18 protein-coding genes are annotated in these 17,624 nt (G+C 63.8%); 7 read left to right on the forward strand and 11 right to left on the reverse strand.

Going from position 1 to position 17,624, the window contains the following annotated elements; all coding sequences use genetic code 11:
• Positions 1 to 122: 122 nt before the first annotated feature.
• The 4 genes from ACOQPP_RS12585 to ACOQPP_RS12600 form a co-directional block, all read right to left on the reverse strand.
• On the reverse strand, positions 123 to 1,268 hold the full coding sequence (locus ACOQPP_RS12585) for a hypothetical protein (RefSeq protein WP_420636667.1): 1,146 nt from the start codon (positions 1,266 to 1,268) through the stop codon (positions 123 to 125).
• A 349-nt stretch (positions 1,269 to 1,617) separates the two neighbouring features.
• Positions 1,618 to 1,953 (reverse strand): helix-turn-helix domain-containing protein, encoded by a 336-nt coding sequence (locus ACOQPP_RS12590; protein WP_420636668.1) that lies wholly within the window; start codon positions 1,951 to 1,953, stop codon positions 1,618 to 1,620.
• A gap of 310 nt (positions 1,954 to 2,263) precedes the next feature.
• The gene (locus ACOQPP_RS12595; protein ID WP_420636853.1) at positions 2,264 to 2,680 is read right to left on the reverse strand and encodes a DUF3800 domain-containing protein; all 417 of its coding nucleotides are present in this window, start codon (positions 2,678 to 2,680) and stop codon (positions 2,264 to 2,266) included.
• Positions 2,575 to 3,039 carry a DUF3800 domain-containing protein gene (locus ACOQPP_RS12600; RefSeq protein ID WP_420636669.1) on the reverse strand — a complete coding sequence of 155 codons (465 nt, stop codon included), beginning with the start codon at positions 3,037 to 3,039 and terminating at the stop codon, positions 2,575 to 2,577. Before ACOQPP_RS12600 ends, ACOQPP_RS12595 begins: the two co-directional genes overlap by 106 nt.
• Before the next feature lie 942 nt (positions 3,040 to 3,981).
• Here ACOQPP_RS12600 and ACOQPP_RS12605 point away from each other — a divergent pair.
• The 4 genes from ACOQPP_RS12605 to ACOQPP_RS12620 all read left to right on the forward strand — a co-directional run bounded on the left by ACOQPP_RS12605 (position 3,982) and on the right by ACOQPP_RS12620 (position 7,180).
• The gene (locus ACOQPP_RS12605) at positions 3,982 to 4,695 is read left to right on the forward strand and encodes an agmatinase family protein (protein WP_419166143.1); all 714 of its coding nucleotides are present in this window, start codon (positions 3,982 to 3,984) and stop codon (positions 4,693 to 4,695) included.
• A 112-nt stretch (positions 4,696 to 4,807) separates the two neighbouring features.
• Complete coding sequence (locus ACOQPP_RS12610) at positions 4,808 to 5,932, forward strand: type IV toxin-antitoxin system AbiEi family antitoxin (protein ID WP_419166142.1); 1,125 nt, start codon at positions 4,808 to 4,810, stop codon at positions 5,930 to 5,932.
• A complete protein-coding gene (locus tag ACOQPP_RS12615; RefSeq protein ID WP_419166141.1) occupies positions 5,914 to 6,786 on the forward strand; it encodes a hypothetical protein in 873 nt (290 codons plus the stop codon). The genes ACOQPP_RS12610 and ACOQPP_RS12615 overlap by 19 nt, the downstream gene beginning before the upstream one ends.
• Positions 6,787 to 6,829: 43 nt before the next feature.
• The gene (locus ACOQPP_RS12620) at positions 6,830 to 7,180 is read left to right on the forward strand and encodes a nucleotidyltransferase family protein (protein WP_420636670.1); all 351 of its coding nucleotides are present in this window, start codon (positions 6,830 to 6,832) and stop codon (positions 7,178 to 7,180) included.
• A gap of 234 nt (positions 7,181 to 7,414) precedes the next feature.
• Here the strand turns inward: ACOQPP_RS12620 and ACOQPP_RS12625 are convergent, their stop codons facing one another.
• Positions 7,415 to 7,846: a hypothetical protein gene (locus ACOQPP_RS12625; RefSeq protein WP_420636671.1), complete on the reverse strand. Its 432-nt coding sequence runs from the start codon at positions 7,844 to 7,846 to the stop codon at positions 7,415 to 7,417.
• 128 nt (positions 7,847 to 7,974) lie between these two features.
• On the opposite strand from ACOQPP_RS12625, the gene ACOQPP_RS12630 reads away from it, so the two are divergent.
• Positions 7,975 to 9,072, forward strand: a complete 1,098-nt coding sequence (locus ACOQPP_RS12630; RefSeq protein WP_420636672.1) for a helix-turn-helix domain-containing protein — start codon at positions 7,975 to 7,977, stop codon at positions 9,070 to 9,072.
• A gap of 387 nt (positions 9,073 to 9,459) precedes the next feature.
• Here ACOQPP_RS12630 and ACOQPP_RS12635 read toward each other — a convergent pair.
• A protein-coding gene (locus ACOQPP_RS12635; protein WP_420636673.1) for an IS3 family transposase occupies positions 9,460 to 10,583 on the reverse strand; the annotation gives its coding sequence in 2 pieces (ribosomal slippage) (positions 9,460 to 10,307 and positions 10,307 to 10,583; 1,125 coding nt in all).
• A gap of 320 nt (positions 10,584 to 10,903) precedes the next feature.
• The gene (locus ACOQPP_RS12640; protein WP_420636674.1) at positions 10,904 to 11,125 is read right to left on the reverse strand and encodes a hypothetical protein; all 222 of its coding nucleotides are present in this window, start codon (positions 11,123 to 11,125) and stop codon (positions 10,904 to 10,906) included.
• 221 nt (positions 11,126 to 11,346) lie between these two features.
• Between ACOQPP_RS12640 and ACOQPP_RS12645 the strand changes: the two genes are divergently transcribed.
• A complete protein-coding gene (locus tag ACOQPP_RS12645) occupies positions 11,347 to 11,937 on the forward strand; it encodes an XRE family transcriptional regulator (protein ID WP_420636675.1) in 591 nt (196 codons plus the stop codon).
• A 369-nt stretch (positions 11,938 to 12,306) separates the two neighbouring features.
• Here the strand turns inward: ACOQPP_RS12645 and ACOQPP_RS12650 are convergent, their stop codons facing one another.
• The 4 genes from ACOQPP_RS12650 to ACOQPP_RS12665 all read right to left on the reverse strand — a co-directional run bounded on the left by ACOQPP_RS12650 (position 12,307) and on the right by ACOQPP_RS12665 (position 16,155).
• Positions 12,307 to 13,587, reverse strand: a complete 1,281-nt coding sequence (locus ACOQPP_RS12650) for an Ig-like domain-containing protein (RefSeq protein WP_420636676.1) — start codon at positions 13,585 to 13,587, stop codon at positions 12,307 to 12,309.
• A 223-nt stretch (positions 13,588 to 13,810) separates the two neighbouring features.
• Positions 13,811 to 14,437, reverse strand: a complete 627-nt coding sequence (locus tag ACOQPP_RS12655; RefSeq protein WP_420636677.1) for a YiiX/YebB-like N1pC/P60 family cysteine hydrolase — start codon at positions 14,435 to 14,437, stop codon at positions 13,811 to 13,813.
• A gap of 10 nt (positions 14,438 to 14,447) precedes the next feature.
• Positions 14,448 to 14,990 carry a hypothetical protein gene (locus tag ACOQPP_RS12660; RefSeq protein WP_420636678.1) on the reverse strand — a complete coding sequence of 181 codons (543 nt, stop codon included), beginning with the start codon at positions 14,988 to 14,990 and terminating at the stop codon, positions 14,448 to 14,450.
• Positions 14,991 to 15,489: 499 nt separating this feature from the next.
• A complete protein-coding gene (locus ACOQPP_RS12665; RefSeq protein WP_420636679.1) occupies positions 15,490 to 16,155 on the reverse strand; it encodes a hypothetical protein in 666 nt (221 codons plus the stop codon).
• A gap of 86 nt (positions 16,156 to 16,241) precedes the next feature.
• Between ACOQPP_RS12665 and ACOQPP_RS12670 the strand changes: the two genes are divergently transcribed.
• Positions 16,242 to 17,365 (forward strand): IS3 family transposase gene (locus ACOQPP_RS12670; protein ID WP_420635870.1). Its coding sequence is split into 2 segments (ribosomal slippage): positions 16,242 to 16,518 and positions 16,518 to 17,365, totalling 1,125 coding nucleotides; the frame shifts between segments, so codons are not numbered across the junction.
• The last annotated feature ends 259 nt before the right edge of the window (positions 17,366 to 17,624 follow it).

The following is a 17,624-nucleotide window of genomic DNA, read 5'->3' on the forward strand; positions in this document are numbered from 1 at the left end:
ATGCACTGGAATCGGTGATCGGCATGGATCGGAATCAGTGATCGGCACGCGTCGGAATCCGCAGGTTGGGATTCAGGTCCGCGCGGTGCGGTGCAACGCGATCGAAGTTCCAACCGCTGCGCTCATCCCCGTTCGTCTCTGCCCACCGGCAAGATTGCATCCCAGGGGATCGCAGATTCGTGCCCAAGGACACGCAGGCGACGCTGCTCCGAATAGCTCGCATCATCCTGGTCAACCGTGAACTCGAAGTCCGAGGCGACGTCAATCTCGTACTGAAGGCCGGCCACGACGCATTCGTCAACGATCACCCGGGCTGCTTTGCCGAGCCCCAATACCCGATCCGTGTCCACGAGCGCCCCGATCGCCGGTCTGGTGCCATGTTCAAGGTAGCGCCACTTCCCAAACACATCCCGGTATTCCCTAAAGACGCCCGCGATGTCGGCGAAGTCCGCTTCGAGTCTCTTCCGGCTGTCCTCTGGGAGCGCTTCGTACAGCTTCAGCAGGTCATGCGTCTTCTCCAGTTCGTGCTGCCGAGTCATCAGGATTGCCTTCATCCCAAGCTCACAGGCAAACGCCGCGACCATACCGGCAACAAGTGCCGTTCCCATCCTTGCCATCATCACCGCATTGGAGGGTTCCCGGTGTATTGCCGGTACCTCCCCGGATATCCGACCCGTCGCTTCAGCTGTCGGCATTTCTACGCCGACCATCTGCGGTTCCCCGAAGTGGAAGTCTGCGAGCGAGATCGCGGACATTTCACGAGGCAGGTTGGCGAACCCGGCCACGAATGCGCACGCCTGCGCGTACAGATACCCGGGGGAACCCAACGGAAAGGCTCGCCGATCCAACCGGTTTCGCTTCGGCTTTGCCTCCCGCATGGTAGCGACCCGTTGCTCAAACCACGTCGCGTCTCTGTCCATATCCGGCAGGATTTTCAACACGAACCTCGCCTTCTTGTCGTACACGGAACCGTGCCCGACCCGCACCTGGGGTAGGTTGTCCTCCGCCTCCAGCTGCATCCGCTCCGCTTCCCGAACCGCGTCATTCGCTTCAATCGACCGCCCGCAGAACTGACACTCGATGCGAATCCAGCCACCATCGCTGTCCTTCAGTCCCTTCACCGGGCCCCAGCAACCCGTACAGCGTCCCGTGACCTCCGCCTGCCGCGCAGGTCCCAGCGCAGGATCATCCGGACCGCGGTCATCGAATTGCCACCATTCGTCGAAATCGGCGGCCACGTGATTCTCGGCCATCGTCGGGTCGTTCATCTCATATCCAATCCGGTTGGGTAGTTTCGTCCCTGAGCAGTTCGCGGGGAATCACCCGGCGTCATGATTGTAGTGGTCCCGGTTTTCTGGGAGGCCGAGGCCCGCGGCGATCCCCTTGGCCGCCAGGCGCGCCCGACCCTTCCGGTGCCCCTCGCCCACGAACGGACTCTCGACAGCACCGTCCGGATCTCCACGACGAGAGCCTCGTCGCTCAACTCCGTCTTCGGACCGCGCTTGCCCGGCTTGCACTCCCCGCCGGGGGCCGAGCGCAGCGCGTACACGCTCGATCGAGGCACCCGCCACGTCGCGCACACCAGCGTCAAGGGATACGACCGGCCCGTCGAGGGACTCACCCGCCCGCGCGCCGCAAGAGCTTCCTCAACTCCTCCCCGTACCCCCTTTTTTCCAGGAGCTCCGCCTGAAGCTCCACCCGCATCGTCATCTCCCCCAGCTTCGCACGCGTCCGCATCAGCTCCCCGTCCGGCGCGTTCTTCGTCTTCAGTCCCTCACACGCCCCCTCCAGGAACTTCCGCCGCCAGCGCTCCAGCTCCGGCGGCGAAACCCGGATCTCCCGGCTCACCTCGCCGATGTCCTCGCCCCGAAGCAGCCGCAGCACCACCTCCGACTTCCGGCGCGCGCTCCAGCGCTTCGGCAGGCCCCCGGCCTCCGTCGGCTTCTCCGACATCCTCGCACCCCCTCTCTCCGGACCCCGTAACGTTGAACCCTGCTAAACGAGTGTCCAGAAAAACCGGGTGCGCTATAGGGTCCGGTTCGTGAGCGGTCACCACGCCGATATCCGGTGCGCGCGATGTGCCGCCTGCTGGGCCTCTCCCCGAGCGGGTACTACGCGTGGCGGAGTCGGGAGCGGGCGCGGGCGAACGCGGCGCTCACCGAGAAGATCGTTCCACTTTCGCCCGTCCACCAAGACGGGGTAGGACCAGTTCGAGGCGCTCGCCACGGAATCCCGCCGCAGTTGGACCTTGGCGGATGTTCTACTACTTCAGCCGTGCTGGAGGTAATCTCCCTGTACGAATACCGCTTCTGCGTTGGACCATCTTGAGGCGCTGCTCGAAGTAGTAACGAAACACTTCGTTTTCTGAATATGCCTCGGGGTCTCCCCTCATTGCACCAAGCCGTCCAATCAATCCGGCAATCCAATCTGCTGCCTGGAGGGTTTGGTAACGATGGCTATCCAGGTGGAAGGGAGGCTCGATGAGGTGCCGACGACGTTCGGCGAGGGATGGATCATACATGGCTTGTGATGCTGCGGTAAGAAGAGCCTGCCGTTGATCGTGATCATCGAGAATCAATACGAAATTGGCAACAGGATTACAATCTTCGGTACAGAATTGGTCGATGCGTTTGATAGCTTCACGAAGAATTCCCCTGTATAGCCGGTTTGGATCGTGGATGTCTGGTGGATGAGTTTTCTTGAGTCCAACATAGAAAACGAAGCCCTCAAGCTCATCAATCTTGTTGAAGAGTCGTCCAGTAAACTGCCTAATGCGGGATAGCGCTTGATGTTCCTGACGGTATAAAGGCGGGACCCCTTCTTTTCCCATCGAGCAGGATGTTGTCCGGACTCTTCGATGTCGCGTTCGAGAAGTTGGCACTTGCGCTTGAAGAACCACGTACCGAAACCACGTACCCGTTCGGAAGGCAGGACGAAACCAGCCAACCCGAATACCGGGCTGTCGTTATGTTTGGGATCTTCTCGACTCACGTAGGGACCGATGTGGCCGAATTCGTCAAGGTAGGCGAAGTAGGTCATGGCGTGATTCTCCTTTAAACACGAAGACCCGCGCCCGGAGGCGCGGGTCTCGGAACGAGGGCGAACCCCGGAAGGATTTGCGTCTCAAGAAAAAAGATAACAGGCGTACGAAGAAGATGGCAAGATGTGATGCCGGTCAGGTGTAGGGAGCAAATGAAGTTGTCCGGTTTGGTAGCACGTAACATGCCCGGTTTGAACATCGTGCCTGCGGAGACGAGTCGGAGCGGGGGCCATGCGCCGCCTCACGACGATGCTCCCTTCGTCCCGTTGGAGGCGGCCAGCGGGCGCCCCTGCCGGTCGTATCCCAGTCAAGGTGTTGTCGTTGATGCGCCTTCCCGATTGCCCCCCGACTCGGCGCCCAATGGGCTTCCCCTCGAGTCGACACCTGCTCATCGCCACCTGAGCCGGACGTGATCGAAGCCATGACATCCCGCCCGTCTTCCGCCGCCCTCCTTCTGTGCAGCCTGTCGCTGACGGCCTGCGAGGTTCCACCGCCGGAACAGGCCGAGGTCGCCCCTTCGGATACGCCGGCCGACACCGTGGCCGACGCCGCCTCCGAACGGGAGCCCCTCCCGGCCGACTCGGCCATCATCCGGCTCGACGCGAGCGACCCCAACCTCGCGGTGTGGCGCGACCGCGACATCTCCGGGGATCCTCCTCGCGAACCCGGACCGATCCAGGTCGGATCCGTCCTCACATTCTTCGGGCTGCCGATCGCGCGCACGGCCGAGGACCTCGTCGCGGGCGAGGTCGAAGTCGCCTTTCCGGGGGCTCCGGTCGACATGGGGGTGGGGTTCCGCGGGGCGGGCGAGGGACCCACCGCGCTCCGAGCCATGCGGCGCAGCGTGGGCAGCATGGAGACGATGGTGCAGTGGCGAAGCGAACTCACGGCGGTCGATTTCGGCAACGCGCCCATCGACAAACCTGAGCGTGGAGCGCAGCATGCCGCCGATCCGCCGCATGGTGCGCGAGATCGCGGAGACCGGCGCCATCCCCGTGATCATCGGGGGAGACCACTCGATCGAGTTCGCCAACGTGGCGGGACTCGCGGATGTGTACGGCAAGGAGAACGTCGGCGTCATCCATTTCGACGCGCACTACGATGCGGGGGACGCCCGGCACGGCCACCCGATCTCGCACGCCCAGCCGGTGCGCCGCCTCGTCGATGACGGTCACATACTCGGCAGGAACTTCCTCCAGGTGGGGTTGCGGGGCAGTTGGCCCGGCGAGGAAGGCTTCGAGTGGATGCGGGAAAACGGCCTGCGGTACCACACGATGGCCGAGATCGACCGGGACGGCTGGACCGACGTCATGCAGCAAGTCCTCGACGAGGCGAACGACGGTCCCGAGTACCTGCACATCTCCTTCGACATCGACGTCATGGATCCGGCCTACACCTCGGGCACGGGGACGCCGGTCCCGGGCGGACTGACGCCCCGGGAAGTGTTCTACATCGTCCGCGGGCTCTGCTCGGAGAACAACGTGGTGGGCTTCGACCTCGTCGAACTCAACCCGCTGGTCGACCCCGGCTACACGACCGTGCTGAACGCCAAGCAGGTCGTGGACGAGTGCATGACGGGAATCGCGCTCAGGAAGCTGGGACTCGGAAACCGGGACTACCTGAGCCCGCTGACGCGCGGGGACGGTCGGCGGTAGTCTCCCATCGCGCGCCAGCCTCGGGAGGACGCCGGTTTTCTCTCGAGAGAGGCATTTCACCGGTACGCTGAAAACGCCATATGGGTGAAAATCACTTGACGGTTTTCACCGTATGCGCTATTTTCAGCGTATGATGAAAACCCATGATTCAGTAAACGACCCAGGAATCGCCGCCTTGCACGCGGCCCGCGACCTGCTCGGGCACGTGCCGCACCTGGAGGCCGGTGCGGTCCGCCGGGAGCACCCGCTCGGAAGGCACGCTCGCATCGACGGATGCATCGAGTTCAAGCACGGCGATGAAGCCTATGCCCTCCTCATCGAGGTCAAGCGGAGCGGTGCTCCTCGTTTCGTCCGTTCCGCAGTCTATCAGCTCAAGGGATACCTGGCGCATGCTCGCGAGTCCGATCCCGGGGGCTCCGGCCGACGATGGATCCCCATGCTCGTGAGCCCATACCTGTCGCCCGAGTCTCGGTCGATCTGCATGGATCACGACGTCGCTTACCTGGACCTGGTCGGGAACGCTCATCTCGCTTTCGATAACGTCTATATCGATCGGACCGTCGCTGACCGACCCAAGTCTGCAACCCGCGCTCTAAGGTCGATGTTCACGCCGAAGGCGGCCGCGATTCTCCGGGTGCTCCTTCGCGATCCTGCCCGGGCATGGCGCGTAACGGAACTGGCGGAAGCGGCCGGCGCGAGCCTCGGCCACGTGAGTAACGTTCGCAAAGCCCTGCTGGCGCGGGAATGGATCGAGACGCAGAAGGACGGTGTCATCCTCGTCCAGCCGGATGCGCTACTGAAGACCTGGCGCGAAGAATATCGCAGGCCGACTGGCCGCCGCATCAGCGGGTACACGCTCTTCCATGGCAAGCAACTCCACGAGCGGCTGTCGGGAAAGCTCAATTCGGAACCACAGCGTCCGCGCGCAATCTACTCGTCGAATTCAGCCGCCCAATGGCTGGCGCCCTTCCTCCGTGGTGGCACGCACAGCTTCTACGCCGACGAACCGGGCGCTCGGGTGTTGAAGGAGGTGTTGAAGCTGACCCGTGCCGAGAAAGGAGCAAATGTTACCGTGTGCATTCCGAAAGATGAGAGTCTACTCAAGGACGCTGTTGAGCCGGCGCCAAGCGTCTTCTGCACATGCCCGATCGTCACGTACCTCGATCTCTGGAACGGCAACGATCGGGATCGTGAGGCGGCCGACCACTTGGCTTCGAGGTGCTTTCCGTGGCTGTGACGGAGCCTCAATCCGCCGGCGACTACGATGATCGGACGACGGCGGCGGTCAAGTCCGTGTTGGTCGAGATCGGCCAGATCCTCGGCAGCTTCAGGGGCAAATTCTCGGTTATCGGCGGGGCTGTTCCCTGGCTGTTGCTGAGCGAAGCCGACATGCCCCATATCGGAACCCTCGATGTGGACCTCGGTCTCGACGCCTCCGCCCTGGGTGACGGCGAGTACGTTCGACTTGTCGAAGCCCTGCAGACACATGGCTACAATCAGCGGGACACTCACCGGCGTTTCCAGCTCGTCCGCACCGTACCCACCAGGGATGGGGGACCCGACATCGACGTAGTCGTCGACTTCCTGATGCCGCGCGACGCGGAGATTGTAAGGAACAGGCCGCCGCTCATCAGCCAGTTCGCCGTCCAGCGTGCCGACGGGGCCGAGCTGGCGCTCAGATTCTATCAGATGGTCGCCATCGAAGGAGATATGCCCGATGGGGGCAGGAATATCGTTCGTATCGCCGTTGCGTCGATTCCAGCCCTCCTGGCCATGAAAGGCTACGCCATCGCCAATCGGTTTAAACGCAAGGACGCCTATGACATCTACTATTCGATCCGGAATTTTCCGGATGGGATGGACGCACTTGTAGAAGCAACCAGACCTCTTCTTGACGTACCATCGGCACGGCGAGGCTACTGCTTGATCGCCGACAAGTTCCGTGACGTCGAAGACTTTGGACCGACGAGCGTCAGGCAGTTCGTGGAGGAATCCGACCTGCTCGGCGACCGCACCGCGGATCAATGGCAGCAAGACGCTTTCGGACAGGTTGACGCATGGCTCAGAGAACTTGGCCTGAGGGTTACATGAACGGGGCGGTCAAGATCGTGCATTTGGCGTAGCGGAGGCTTCAGTGCAACCTGCGACAGGAACCGTTGAAGACCGGGAACGGCTGGCGGCGCGGATGGGCGTCCCCATGGACGCCATCAAGGCGTTCTGCGACCGTTGGCAGGTGGAGGAACTGGCGCTGTTCGGGTCGGTGCTGCGCAATGACTTCGGGCCGGACAGCGACATCGACGTACTGGTCCGCTTCCGGACGGAGCGAACGCCGGGCCTGTTCGGGATCGCCGGGATGGAGCGGGAACTGGCCGAGTTGCTCGCCCGCAGAGTCGATCTGGTGAACCGCGCCGCGATCGACGAGAGCCGAAACTACATTCGCCGGAAGGCGATCCTGGAATCCGCGCGGGTCGTTTATGCCCCGTGACCGTTTCTCGAACTAAGAAAATAACCCCGCCCGAGGCCTTTCGGCGTGTCGGGCGGGGAGCAAGTTTCCTGGTCAGGCGCGTATGCCGGACGTGTACCGAAGGATACAAACTCCCTGCACGGCCATCAACTCGAATCCCTCGACGTGGTCGAGCGGCGGATCGCCGGTCCGGCCATCCATTGAGTCCCTGCTGATCGAGGCCGGGCGCGACTTCGGCAGCCCGGGAATGGACTGCTACGCGCGCAACTTCCGCGATCCGAACCAGACGCCCACGGCCCCGATCAGCGGGTTGAGCCAGTTGAACCATGCCGGGTGGAGGGCGCCCGCGGTCGCCTCCATCATCGACACGTCATCGGGGCGCGGTCCCGCCGCCATCTCCACCGGCATCAGGGCCCTCACCACCCCGAGTACGATCACGATGGCGATCAGAATCGTGGCGGCCCCGGCATCGTGCGCCACCCTGGCACAGACTCGTCCGCCGATGTACGCCGCCACGAGCCCGAGCACGCCCGAGCCGAGTGCCCAGCCGCCGGGTACCTCCCACGAACCCGGCTGGAAGGCGCGCGAGGGCCCCAGCGTCAGCCACAGAAGCGAGAAGAGTGCGAAGAGCACGGCGGCCATGGCAATGTAGCCGACGATGGCGGCGAGGATGTTCCTGAGCATCATGTTCCTCCCTGAAGCTTCTCCTCTGAAATCTGGATCAGGTCTCCGCACGGCGAACAACCTGTGGTTGACATTATGGAGATAATTCACACAGATTGTCAACCATCGTTTACGCGAAGGGAGGGGACGGCATGTTTGGAAGACGACTACGGCTCGCCCGTAAACGCGCCGGCCTTTCCATGCGGGCGCTGGCCGAGCGGATGGATCCGAAGATCACCGCTCAGGCCATCAGCAAGTACGAGGCGGGGAAGATGATGCCGTCTTCGGCCGTCCTGGTCGGTCTCGGGCAGGCTCTCGACGTCTCGCTGGACTTCCTCATGAGCTCCCAGGTCGAGGTCCTCGACGGCCTCGAGTTCCGGAAGCACTCCAGCACCTCCGCCCGGGATCGCGCCAAGGCCGAAGCCGTGCTGATCGACAACCTCGAGCGATACCTGACCATCGAGGAGGTCCTCGGCATTCCGCCCCCGCGCGACCGTTTTGAAGGCCGCCGGTACGACAGCGTCGCCGATGTCGAAGAGATCGACGACAGGGCCGATGAACTTCGCAACGCGTGGGACCTCGGTCTGGATCCCGTGCCCAGCCTGTGCGCCCTCCTCGAGGAGAAGGGGATAATGGTGGTCGAAGACGATCTCCCCGAGCGCATCAACGGGCTGGCCTGCCAAGTCGTGCGAGAGGGCAAGCCGATCGCCGACGCCGTCCTCGTATCGAGCCGGACCGACGTGGAGCGGAAACGATCCACTCTCGCTCACGAACTCGCGCACAGGATCATCCCTTCCACCGGCAACCCGGCCATCAAGCTGGAAGCGGCCATGAACCGGTTCGCAGGCGCCTTCCTTGTCCCGAGCCAACATCTCATTGGGGAAGCCGGTGAAGGCCGCCGCCGCATCACCTATCATGAAATCGTCCGCCTCAAACACATGTACGGCGTGTCAGCGGCGGCCATGCTGGTACGCCTTGGCCAAGTCGGCGTGCTGCCTCGTGCCGCGGTCCAGCGCGCGTTTCGAACCTTCGCCCGCTCCTGGCGCAAGTCGGAACCAGAACCCATTCACGGCGACCGTGGGTTCGCGGCGTTCGAGAAGCCCCAGCGCTTCAAGGGCCTTGTCTGGCGCGCGCTCGGCGAAGAGCTGATCTCGCCGGTCCGGGCGGCCACTCTCCTCAACGAATCCCTCGACGCGGTCGAGCAACAGATCACCGGTCCGGCCTATCGGCTCAGGGCCGGCATCACTTGATGATTGCCTCGGCCTGAGCGCGGAAACCGGCTACGCCCCTGTCGAGTACTGCCGGCAGCGGCGAGTGTTCCTGTAGGGTCTGAGGTGGTCTTACTTCGTTGGACAGTCCGAGGGCAAAGTTAAGGTGGATTCCGAGTGGTTGTGAGAGCCCTCGGGAGCCTTCTCCGTGTGTTCTCTCGGGGTGGATGCTCCACCCATGGGTCCTCCCCCGGCAGGGGAGGGACAGGTTCCAAAATGAACCCCGGCCGGCGGGAGGGGAACCCGGTCGGCGACGGGGGCTTGGCCGCGGGCGGAACGAGGTGCGCGGCATGGGGAGATCCCAGGCTTCTCCCGCGCCCCGCTGCTGCTTTGCGAAGGCGACCGTCGGCGCACGCCGAGATCCGCCGTTCACACCGCCCCCGTGCCGTTGCGGTAGGCCTCGCCCGGCGTCCGTCCGCCGAGGGACGAATGCGGACGCACCTCGTTGTAGAAGTCGAACCACGAGCCGATGATCCGTTCGGCGTCCAGCCCGTCGCGGAGTTCGTGAAGGTACACCGCCTCGTACTTCAGCGACCGCCACAGCCGCTCGATGAAGATGTTGTCGAGGAAGCGGCCCCGGCCGTCCATCGAGAATGCCACGCCCGCGCCCAGCACCCGGTCGGCGAACGCCTCGCTGGTGAACTGGGCGCCTTGATCCGTGTTCAGGATCTCCGGAGCCCTCCAGCCCAGCGCGTGGTCCAGGGCTTCGACGCGGAACGACGCGTCCATCGTGTTCGACAGCCGCCACGCGAGCACGTGCCGGGTCGCCCAGTCCATCACGGCCACGAGGTAGAAAAAGCCTTGCGTCACCGGAACATAGGTGATGTCCGCGCACCACACGTGGTCCGCCCGCGAGATCGTGAGGCCGCGCAGCAGATAGGGGAAGACCCGGTGCTCCGGACCCGCCACGCTAGTGCGCGGCCGCCGGTAGGTTGCCTCCACCCCCATCAGGCGCATGAGCCGCCGGATCCGGTGCCGGCCCGCGGCAACGCCCTCGCGACGCAGATGCCGCACCAGCTGCCGGCTTCCGTAGAACGGATACGCCATGTGCAGCTCGTCAATGCGACGCATGAGCGCCAGGTTCTCCGCGCTCTCCCCCCTCGGCCGGTAGTACAGCGACGACCGGCTCACGCCCACCAGCGCGCACTGCCTCGAAAGACTCAGCGGTCCGTCCCGCTCGATCATCCGCCCCCGCTCCGCCCGGCTCAGCGCTTGAGCCCGCGCCGAAAAAAATCCCGCTCGACCGTGAGCTCCCCGATCTTGGCGTGCAGCTCCCGGACCTTCGCCTCGTGCTCCTTGGCGAGCTTGCGGCCCGCGCCCCCGGCGAACACCTCCGGCAGCCCCTCGAGCAGCTGCCGCTTCCATGTGCTCACCTGGTTCGGATGAAGCTCGTGCCGCCTCGCGATCGCCTGCACGCTGTCGTGCTCGCGCAGCGCCTCCAGCGCCACCCGCGCCTTGAACTCCGGCGTGAACCGCCGTCTCTTCCCAGCCATCTCGGTGCCTCCTGTTCCGTCCTGGAATCCACCTTAACGACCTGTCCAAAAAACTGGGACCACCTCAGTCGTCGCCAAGTCACGGTTGATCCAGGCTATGGTTTCGAGGATGTCCCGATGGCTTCGGTTGAGCTTCCGGTCCCAAACGGACTCATGGTGAGAGACGCGGTTGCGCAGGTCGCGGAGCGGATCCAAGGCGTGGAGAATCTGGCTGCGTGTGCGCTTGGCTTTGGGTAGATGCGGGAATCCCCGCGTCGCCAGTTCGGGCCAGAGGCGCGGCCCGCCGGCACGCCCCTGCTCATATGACCTCTTGCACAGGCTCAACGGAGCGTGGTCTGATCTACGATCCTTCCGGAAATTCTGAAGAGGCGGTTTCGGACGGTAACCTCAAGGGTGTGAAGCGCCGGCTGGAGGGCACTGCACAGCGCCAGATTCCACAGATACCTGGCCACGCCGTCGACTTCGTCGGTGTCCTCAGGCCGGGCGTAGGCACTTAGCCGCTCCGCTGAGAGAGCACTTCGAAGGCCTTCGATGGATAGCATGGCAACTCCACAAGTTGCGTTATGGGTGGGGCCTGACGATACTTCATGTGTACGTCTCAGGTCGTCCTCTACTGCACAGAACCTTCGGGCGCAGCAAGACGCTGAGATAGGAGCCCCGGGGCCGTTTCGTCCTCGGGGCTCTTGCGTTTAACGGCGCGGGACCCGAACACCAGACCCTACCACGGGTGACTGAGGAATTGAATGATCCCCGAGCATCTCAGGTGCGAATCGCCGACACGTCATCCGCAGAGCCTACGACAATCTGGCGTGCACCGTACATACAGGATACGACCGCTGGCGGACCAGGCCGCAACGCGGTGACGACACAGATGGAGATCGAGACTGAGGCCACCCGTAAGGCCGTCTCGGAGCTGCGTCGAATCTCCGGCCTGACTTGGGAGCAGCTCGCCGGGCTGTTCGGGGTATCGCGCCGCAGCGTCCACTTCTGGGCCAGCGGGAAGCCGTTGAACGCCACCAACCACCAGCGGCTCATGCGTGTGCTGGATGTTGTCCGGGATGCCGACCGTGGCACAGCACGCAGCACGCGTGCGGCTCTGCTCGATGCCCGTGAGGGTACGACCTCGTTCGAGATGTTGGCGGACCAGCGGTTTCGGGAAGCACATGCAGCCCTTGGTAGAGGGCGCACGCGCCTCGTCCCGGCGCTGACCCCGCTCGGTGAAGCGGCCCAGATTGCGCGTAAGCCCCTCCCGCCCGACGAGCTCTACGACGCGAAGAGCGACCGTGTACACCAGGAACCGGGGCGTGCACGCGCCGCTCGAACCGAACGGGGCCACCGGCGTGGGCGCGGTTGACGGTGCCGGCGGTGAGGAGGTCGGCTGTTGTCGCGCAGGAGCCACGCAGGAGCCACGATGGTCGCCCGCGCCTGCCCGTCGATGGTCCTTCCCTCAGGGTTAGACGCCGGTAGCCGCCTCGCAAGGTCGGCGAGCGCTCGACGGACGTGGCCTCGGAGGTCAGGCTTCTACGCCCGGCGAGCCTCACAGCGCTTGACGCGGAGACTCACGGGTGGGCCGGTCCATCGCCACAGAAGCCAACCCGCCAGGTTCCGCGATAGCGTGGAGTCATGGTCCGACTGCACGATGGGTCTGCAAGGAGCGTCGTGCCGGCGGATCGACGGCTTGTGTCGGCCACATGGTCGGGTGCTTCCTATCTGGATGCGTCGATCAGCGTTGGTGGACCTCGAATTTCTTCAGCCAGAGTTTACCGGTGCCACTCCTCGCCTCATTACCCAGCTCTATGGCCGTAAAATAGTGGTGGGCCGGCACATATCCCTTGTCCACCAGGTAGTGGAAGAAGGTCAGTACGTTGACTGAACCGATGTACTGATCCTCGTGCCTCAGGAATGCGATGAAATCGGCGACGTATCTCACCCCTCCCGCGGAGTCGTGCCAAACTCGATCCGGCCAGACGTACAAGTCCCACAGGGCGCCGTCGAGTCTCACGGGTCCGACATAGAACTGCGGCGGGGCAGGTCTGGAATCGTGGTCCATCCAGATCATTACCTCGTGCGAGATGCCTGATTCGCTGGGTGGGTTGTCTCGAGTGATCCAGAAGTCGAACGACAGATTGTATCGTCCCTCAGCCGCGAGATACGCCTCGTAGTCGACTTCCAGACGCTCAACGGCGCCGATCTGCCTCGGCATCTCCGAGGTGGTAGAGATGCGACTCCAAGGCTTGCGGCCGTAGACTACTTCCGGGTAGCCCTTCACACGGCCCTCCCTTATCGGCCATCGCCATCGCCAACCGTACTCCTCCTTCCCGCCCGACCCGGGAAGTGTCCGCTTCATAATACACTGTTCGTAATCCGTCGTGTTCTGTCTGTTCCAGACATTGTTGGAGTAGCGGTAGTCTCCCACGAACCACTCCTCCCAGCCCCTGCACGCCTCCTCGTCCGGCGATACCGGTGTCGGATCCGAGGGCGGAGGCGTCGGATCGAACGGGGCGGGGCCGGGAATCGTCACCTGAGCTGTGCCCGGCACGGAATTCACGATCGCCGTGATGGTGGCGCTCCCCACGCCGGCGGCCCGCACAACACCGACGGAGTCGACGCTCGCAATCGCTGTGTCATTCGATTCCCACGTGAGAGTGACATCCGGTACCCGATGCTGGTTCGCGTCGATCGCTGTCGCCGACAGTCGTAGCGTGTCTTCCAGAGCGACGAGCGTGTCCGCCGCCGGCGAGACCGTTACCTCTGCAACCCGCTGCTGGACTGTGATTGCCGCACTCGCGCGGGCTTCCGCCACGGCTGCCGTGACCGTCGCCGTCCCGTTCCCGGTCGCCGTGACGAGACCCGACGCATCCACCGTGGCGACCGAGGCGCTGTCACTCGACCAGGTGACCGAGGCGCCCGGCATCGCCTGTCCGTTCTGGTCGCGCACCGCAGCCCGCAGCCGGACGGTCTCGCCGAAAGCCGTCAACGCCGCCGTAGCCGGCGTCACGGTCACGGTCGTCGGCCGGGGCACTTCGGGCGTGGGTCTCGGCTCCGTGGCGTCACCCCCGCAGGCCTGGACCCCAAGCACCGCCGCCAGCCACATCGCTCCGAAGGTGCGGATACGGTCTGTGCGATACCCTACCACAACCGTACCTCCCTCCCTCGTGGCATTGGATCCGGTTGCGCTGGCCATACGTGACGGTCGGAGCTCGACGTCCGGCCGATCTCGACGATCATCACCCGAGCCCCACCACGGCTCTGAGTCGCACGCCTTTCGCCTTGGCGAAATCAGCAGGGGCGATGAACCCTCGTCGGTCGTAATCGATGCTGATGCCGAGGCTCTTGTAGCATTCCCATACGTATTCGGAGCAGATGTACTCACGATCTCTCCTGACGGCCCGGACGGATAGACGGGGAGACCTCAGTTTGGACGCCACGATGCGAGCGGCGATTCTCGCCACTTCGCTCCTGTCGTACGGATATCCGAACAAGTCCACGCCGAACTTTCCGAGCCTACGCAGCGCACGGCCGTTCGCTTTCTTCTCGAACTCGTCGTGCCGAGCCACCGCCAATCGACCGGGATACGGACTACCGCGGCTGTCGTAGTCCTCCACATATTTCCGTAGCGGGACGGTACGCACTCCGATCGGCTCGAGACTCTCCAGCACCATCACACGATCAATGGCGTCCAGCCGCATCACGAAAGCGACGTGACTCCAGACGCTATCGGAGGCCGCCTGAATCATGCGGGAGAACATGCCTGTACCTGAGCACAGGAGCAGGTCTCCAGATCTCAGTTCGGGCCGCAAGTCGCTGTAGCGAACGGTTGGCCGCCTCGGAAACCCCTTTGTCGCGATGGCCATAGTGCACTCGCTATCTGGCTACGGACCGGTGACCACGATGATCTTGACGCCACGGAGCGTCTGCGGTTCCTATCGGGGTCACCTCAGGTTCCCCGCGGCCGCTGCCCTCCACGGGAGGTCGGAGGACCGCCATCCCGCCGTACGAGCTTCCGCCGCTGACGGCGGCTGCAGACATGACTGCTCTGTACGTGCCCCGGGTCTCGGCGGTGAAGCTCACTACTGGGACGTGATCATCCAAGACATCTTCCTTAATGAGTTCGCCGTCGGGACCAAACAGCCTGATATCGACATCCGCGTCGTCGAGGCCGATGCCAACGATGACATAGGCCTCGCCTACTCTGGCGCTGAAGTCCAAGGCCTTCTCGTCGCCCTTCGCGAACCGGCCGACGACCAGTCCCCACGCGCCCCCGTCGTCCGGAAAACCGTATTCCGCTCGAATGCCGAGAAGCACGCGGGCGATGCGCTCGGCGGCCGCCGCGTGGTTTTCTTCGTTTTGCGCCGTGACGTCGCCCCACCCCGCCCACGGGCTAAGGACCAGCACCGCGGCGCCCAACGCCGCTCCGGCCCAACTTCGCTCTCGAGTCATCGCTTCGACTCCTCTGGTCTGATTCGCGGCCCGCTGCCGCGTTCTCCGGTAGCCGCGGCCCCGTTACAGATCCTCCCGAACCTGGGCGCCGTCCCCTCCAGCCGGAAAACACTCTGCCGCTCCAGCCAGCACAACGAATCCCCCGTCAACCCGCGACCCGTCGTTGGCTGGCACCCGTCATGGCACCTCCGCCCGTACAAGGATCACGCCGGCCATCGTGGGCCTCTCGACTGCTGTCGCAATCAGTCGCGCCTTGTCCGGTCGGGCAGACTCCGCGAGGACGCTCACGAGGGGGCTGTCGTCCAAAGCGTCGTCCCACCGAATGTGCTTGCCGCCGCCGCTCCAGACGCAGATGCCGAGGTCGCGCGCGACGATCCCCCCGTCAGCTAACGTGCGCCGGATGGGAATGCACCGTCGTCCCGTTCCAACATCGATGTCTGCCAACATGGTTGACAACAGTCCATGATTACGGATTCTCAGAACTACCTGGTCCCTCGCTGATTAACGTCACAGAGACTGTAACTTCTCCACCTTTTCCGAAGAACTCCCACACCTCCAATTCGTAGATCTCTTGTGGATCCAAGCGGCGCCTGATCTCAGCACTTAGTTCGCCTCCACTATCGTCATCAGATCCGATGTGTGTCTGAATTTGATTATCGATGCTGTACAAGTCGATGTACGGATCGAAATCGTCTTTGCCGTCGGCTTTGATGCTATACAGTCCGTTTGCATCTTCGATTCGGAAGCGTATACTTGAGCCCTCTGGCAGTTCATGCGTGGCCTTAGGGATTGTTCCTAGGTTGCCCGTACTCGTCGTTGGAACTGCCCGAGCACGGGATAAGATCACGGTGTCTGGTGCTGGCACACTTCTCTTCACGCCTACTTCTACGTTGTCGATCTCTTGGCTTAGTTCAGCTAAGTCGTCGTTTAGCGCATTCCATAACGCCAAGAATCCGCTGGCTAGGGCAACCATGATCCCAATAAGCCAGAGCCTAAACTCCCTGCGCCTGTCATGAATTCGACCTTGGACGACCTCAGCGAGCAGTCCCAGCGAATGGGAACGTGAGTCTGGCAACATTTCCAAAGCGTCATAAACCACTTGGGCCAATGCGGCTTGTTGGTCAGGTGTCAAGTCTGACTTATCCATTATCTGAGGTGGTCCCAGTTTTTTGGACAGGTCGTTAAGGTGGATTCCAGGACGGAACAGGAGGCACCGAGATGGCTGGGAAGAGACGGCGGTTCACGCCGGAGTTCAAGGCGCGGGTGGCGCTGGAGGCGCTGCGCGAGCACGACAGCGTGCAGGCGATCGCGAGGCGGCACGAGCTTCATCCGAACCAGGTGAGCACATGGAAGCGGCAGCTGCTCGAGGGGCTGCCGGAGGTGTTCGCCGGGGGCGCGGGCCGCAAGCTCGCCAAGGAGCACGAGGCGAAGGTCCGGGAGCTGCACGCCAAGATCGGGGAGCTCACGGTCGAGCGGGATTTTTTTCGGCGCGGGCTCAAGCGCTGAGCCGGGCGGAGCGGGGGCGGATGATCGAGCGGGACGGACCGCTGAGTCTTTCGAGGCAGTGCGCGCTGGTGGGCGTGAGCCGGTCGTCGCTGTACTACCGGCCGAGGGGGGAGAGCGCGGAGAACCTGGCGCTCATGCGTCGCATTGACGAGCTGCACATGGCGTATCCGTTCTACGGAAGCCGGCAGCTGGTGCGGCATCTGCGTCGCGAGGGCGTTGCCGCGGGCCGGCACCGGATCCGGCGGCTCATGCGCCTGATGGGGGTGGAGGCAACCTACCGGCGGCCGCGCACTAGCGTGGCGGGTCCGGAGCACCGGGTCTTCCCCTATCTGCTGCGCGGCCTCACGATCTCGCGGGCGGACCACGTGTGGTGCGCGGACATCACCTATGTTCCGGTGACGCAAGGCTTTTTCTACCTCGTGGCCGTGATGGACTGGGCGACCCGGCACGTGCTCGCGTGGCGGCTGTCGAACACGATGGACGCGTCGTTCTGCGTCGAAGCCCTGGACCACGCGCTGGGCTGGAGGGCTCCGGAGATCCTGAACACGGATCAAGGCGCCCAGTTCACCAGCGAGGCGTTCGCCGACCGGGTGCTGGGCGCGGGCGTGGCATTCTCGATGGACGGCCGGGGCCGCTTCCTCGACAACATCTTCATCGAGCGGCTGTGGCGGTCGCTGAAGTACGAGGCGGTGTACCTTCACGAACTCCGCGACGGGCTGGACGCCGAACGGATCATCGGCTCGTGGTTCGACTTCTACAACGAGGTGCGTCCGCATTCGTCCCTCGGCGGACGGACGCCGGGCGAGGCCTACCGCAACGGCACGGGGGCGGTGTGAACGGCGGATCTCGGCGTGCGCCGACGGTCGCCTTCGCAAAGCAGCAGCGGGGCGCGGGAGAAGCCTGGGATCTCCCCATGCCGCGCACCTCGTTCCGCCCGCGGCCAAGCCCCCGTCGCCGACCGGGTTCCCCTCCCGCCGGCCGGGGTTCATTTTGGAACCTGTCCCTCCCCTGCCGGGGGAGGACCCATGGGTGGAGCATCCACCCCGAGAGAACACACGGAGAAGGCTCCCGAGGGCTCTCACAACCACTCGGAAT

This window comes from Candidatus Palauibacter sp. (assembly GCF_965222475.1).
Classification (GTDB): Bacteria; Gemmatimonadota; Gemmatimonadetes; order Palauibacterales; family Palauibacteraceae; genus Palauibacter.

Excerpts from the sequence above, each read along its gene's own strand:
- ACOQPP_RS12585 (WP_420636667.1), bottom strand. The coding sequence starts at position 1,268 with ATGAACGACCCGACGATGGCCGAGAATCACGTGGCCGCCGATTTCGAC.
- ACOQPP_RS12590 (WP_420636668.1), bottom strand. The coding sequence starts at position 1,953 with ATGTCGGAGAAGCCGACGGAGGCCGGGGGCCTGCCGAAGCGCTGGAGC.
- ACOQPP_RS12600 (WP_420636669.1), bottom strand. The coding sequence starts at position 3,039 with ATGACCTACTTCGCCTACCTTGACGAATTCGGCCACATCGGTCCCTAC.
- ACOQPP_RS12605 (WP_419166143.1), top strand. The coding sequence starts at position 3,982 with ATGCCGCCGATCCGCCGCATGGTGCGCGAGATCGCGGAGACCGGCGCC.
- ACOQPP_RS12610 (WP_419166142.1), top strand. The coding sequence starts at position 4,808 with ATGCGCTATTTTCAGCGTATGATGAAAACCCATGATTCAGTAAACGAC.
- ACOQPP_RS12625 (WP_420636671.1), bottom strand. The coding sequence starts at position 7,846 with ATGATGCTCAGGAACATCCTCGCCGCCATCGTCGGCTACATTGCCATG.
- ACOQPP_RS12630 (WP_420636672.1), top strand. The coding sequence starts at position 7,975 with ATGTTTGGAAGACGACTACGGCTCGCCCGTAAACGCGCCGGCCTTTCC.
- ACOQPP_RS12640 (WP_420636674.1), bottom strand. The coding sequence starts at position 11,125 with ATGCTATCCATCGAAGGCCTTCGAAGTGCTCTCTCAGCGGAGCGGCTA.
- ACOQPP_RS12655 (WP_420636677.1), bottom strand. The coding sequence starts at position 14,437 with ATGGCCATCGCGACAAAGGGGTTTCCGAGGCGGCCAACCGTTCGCTAC.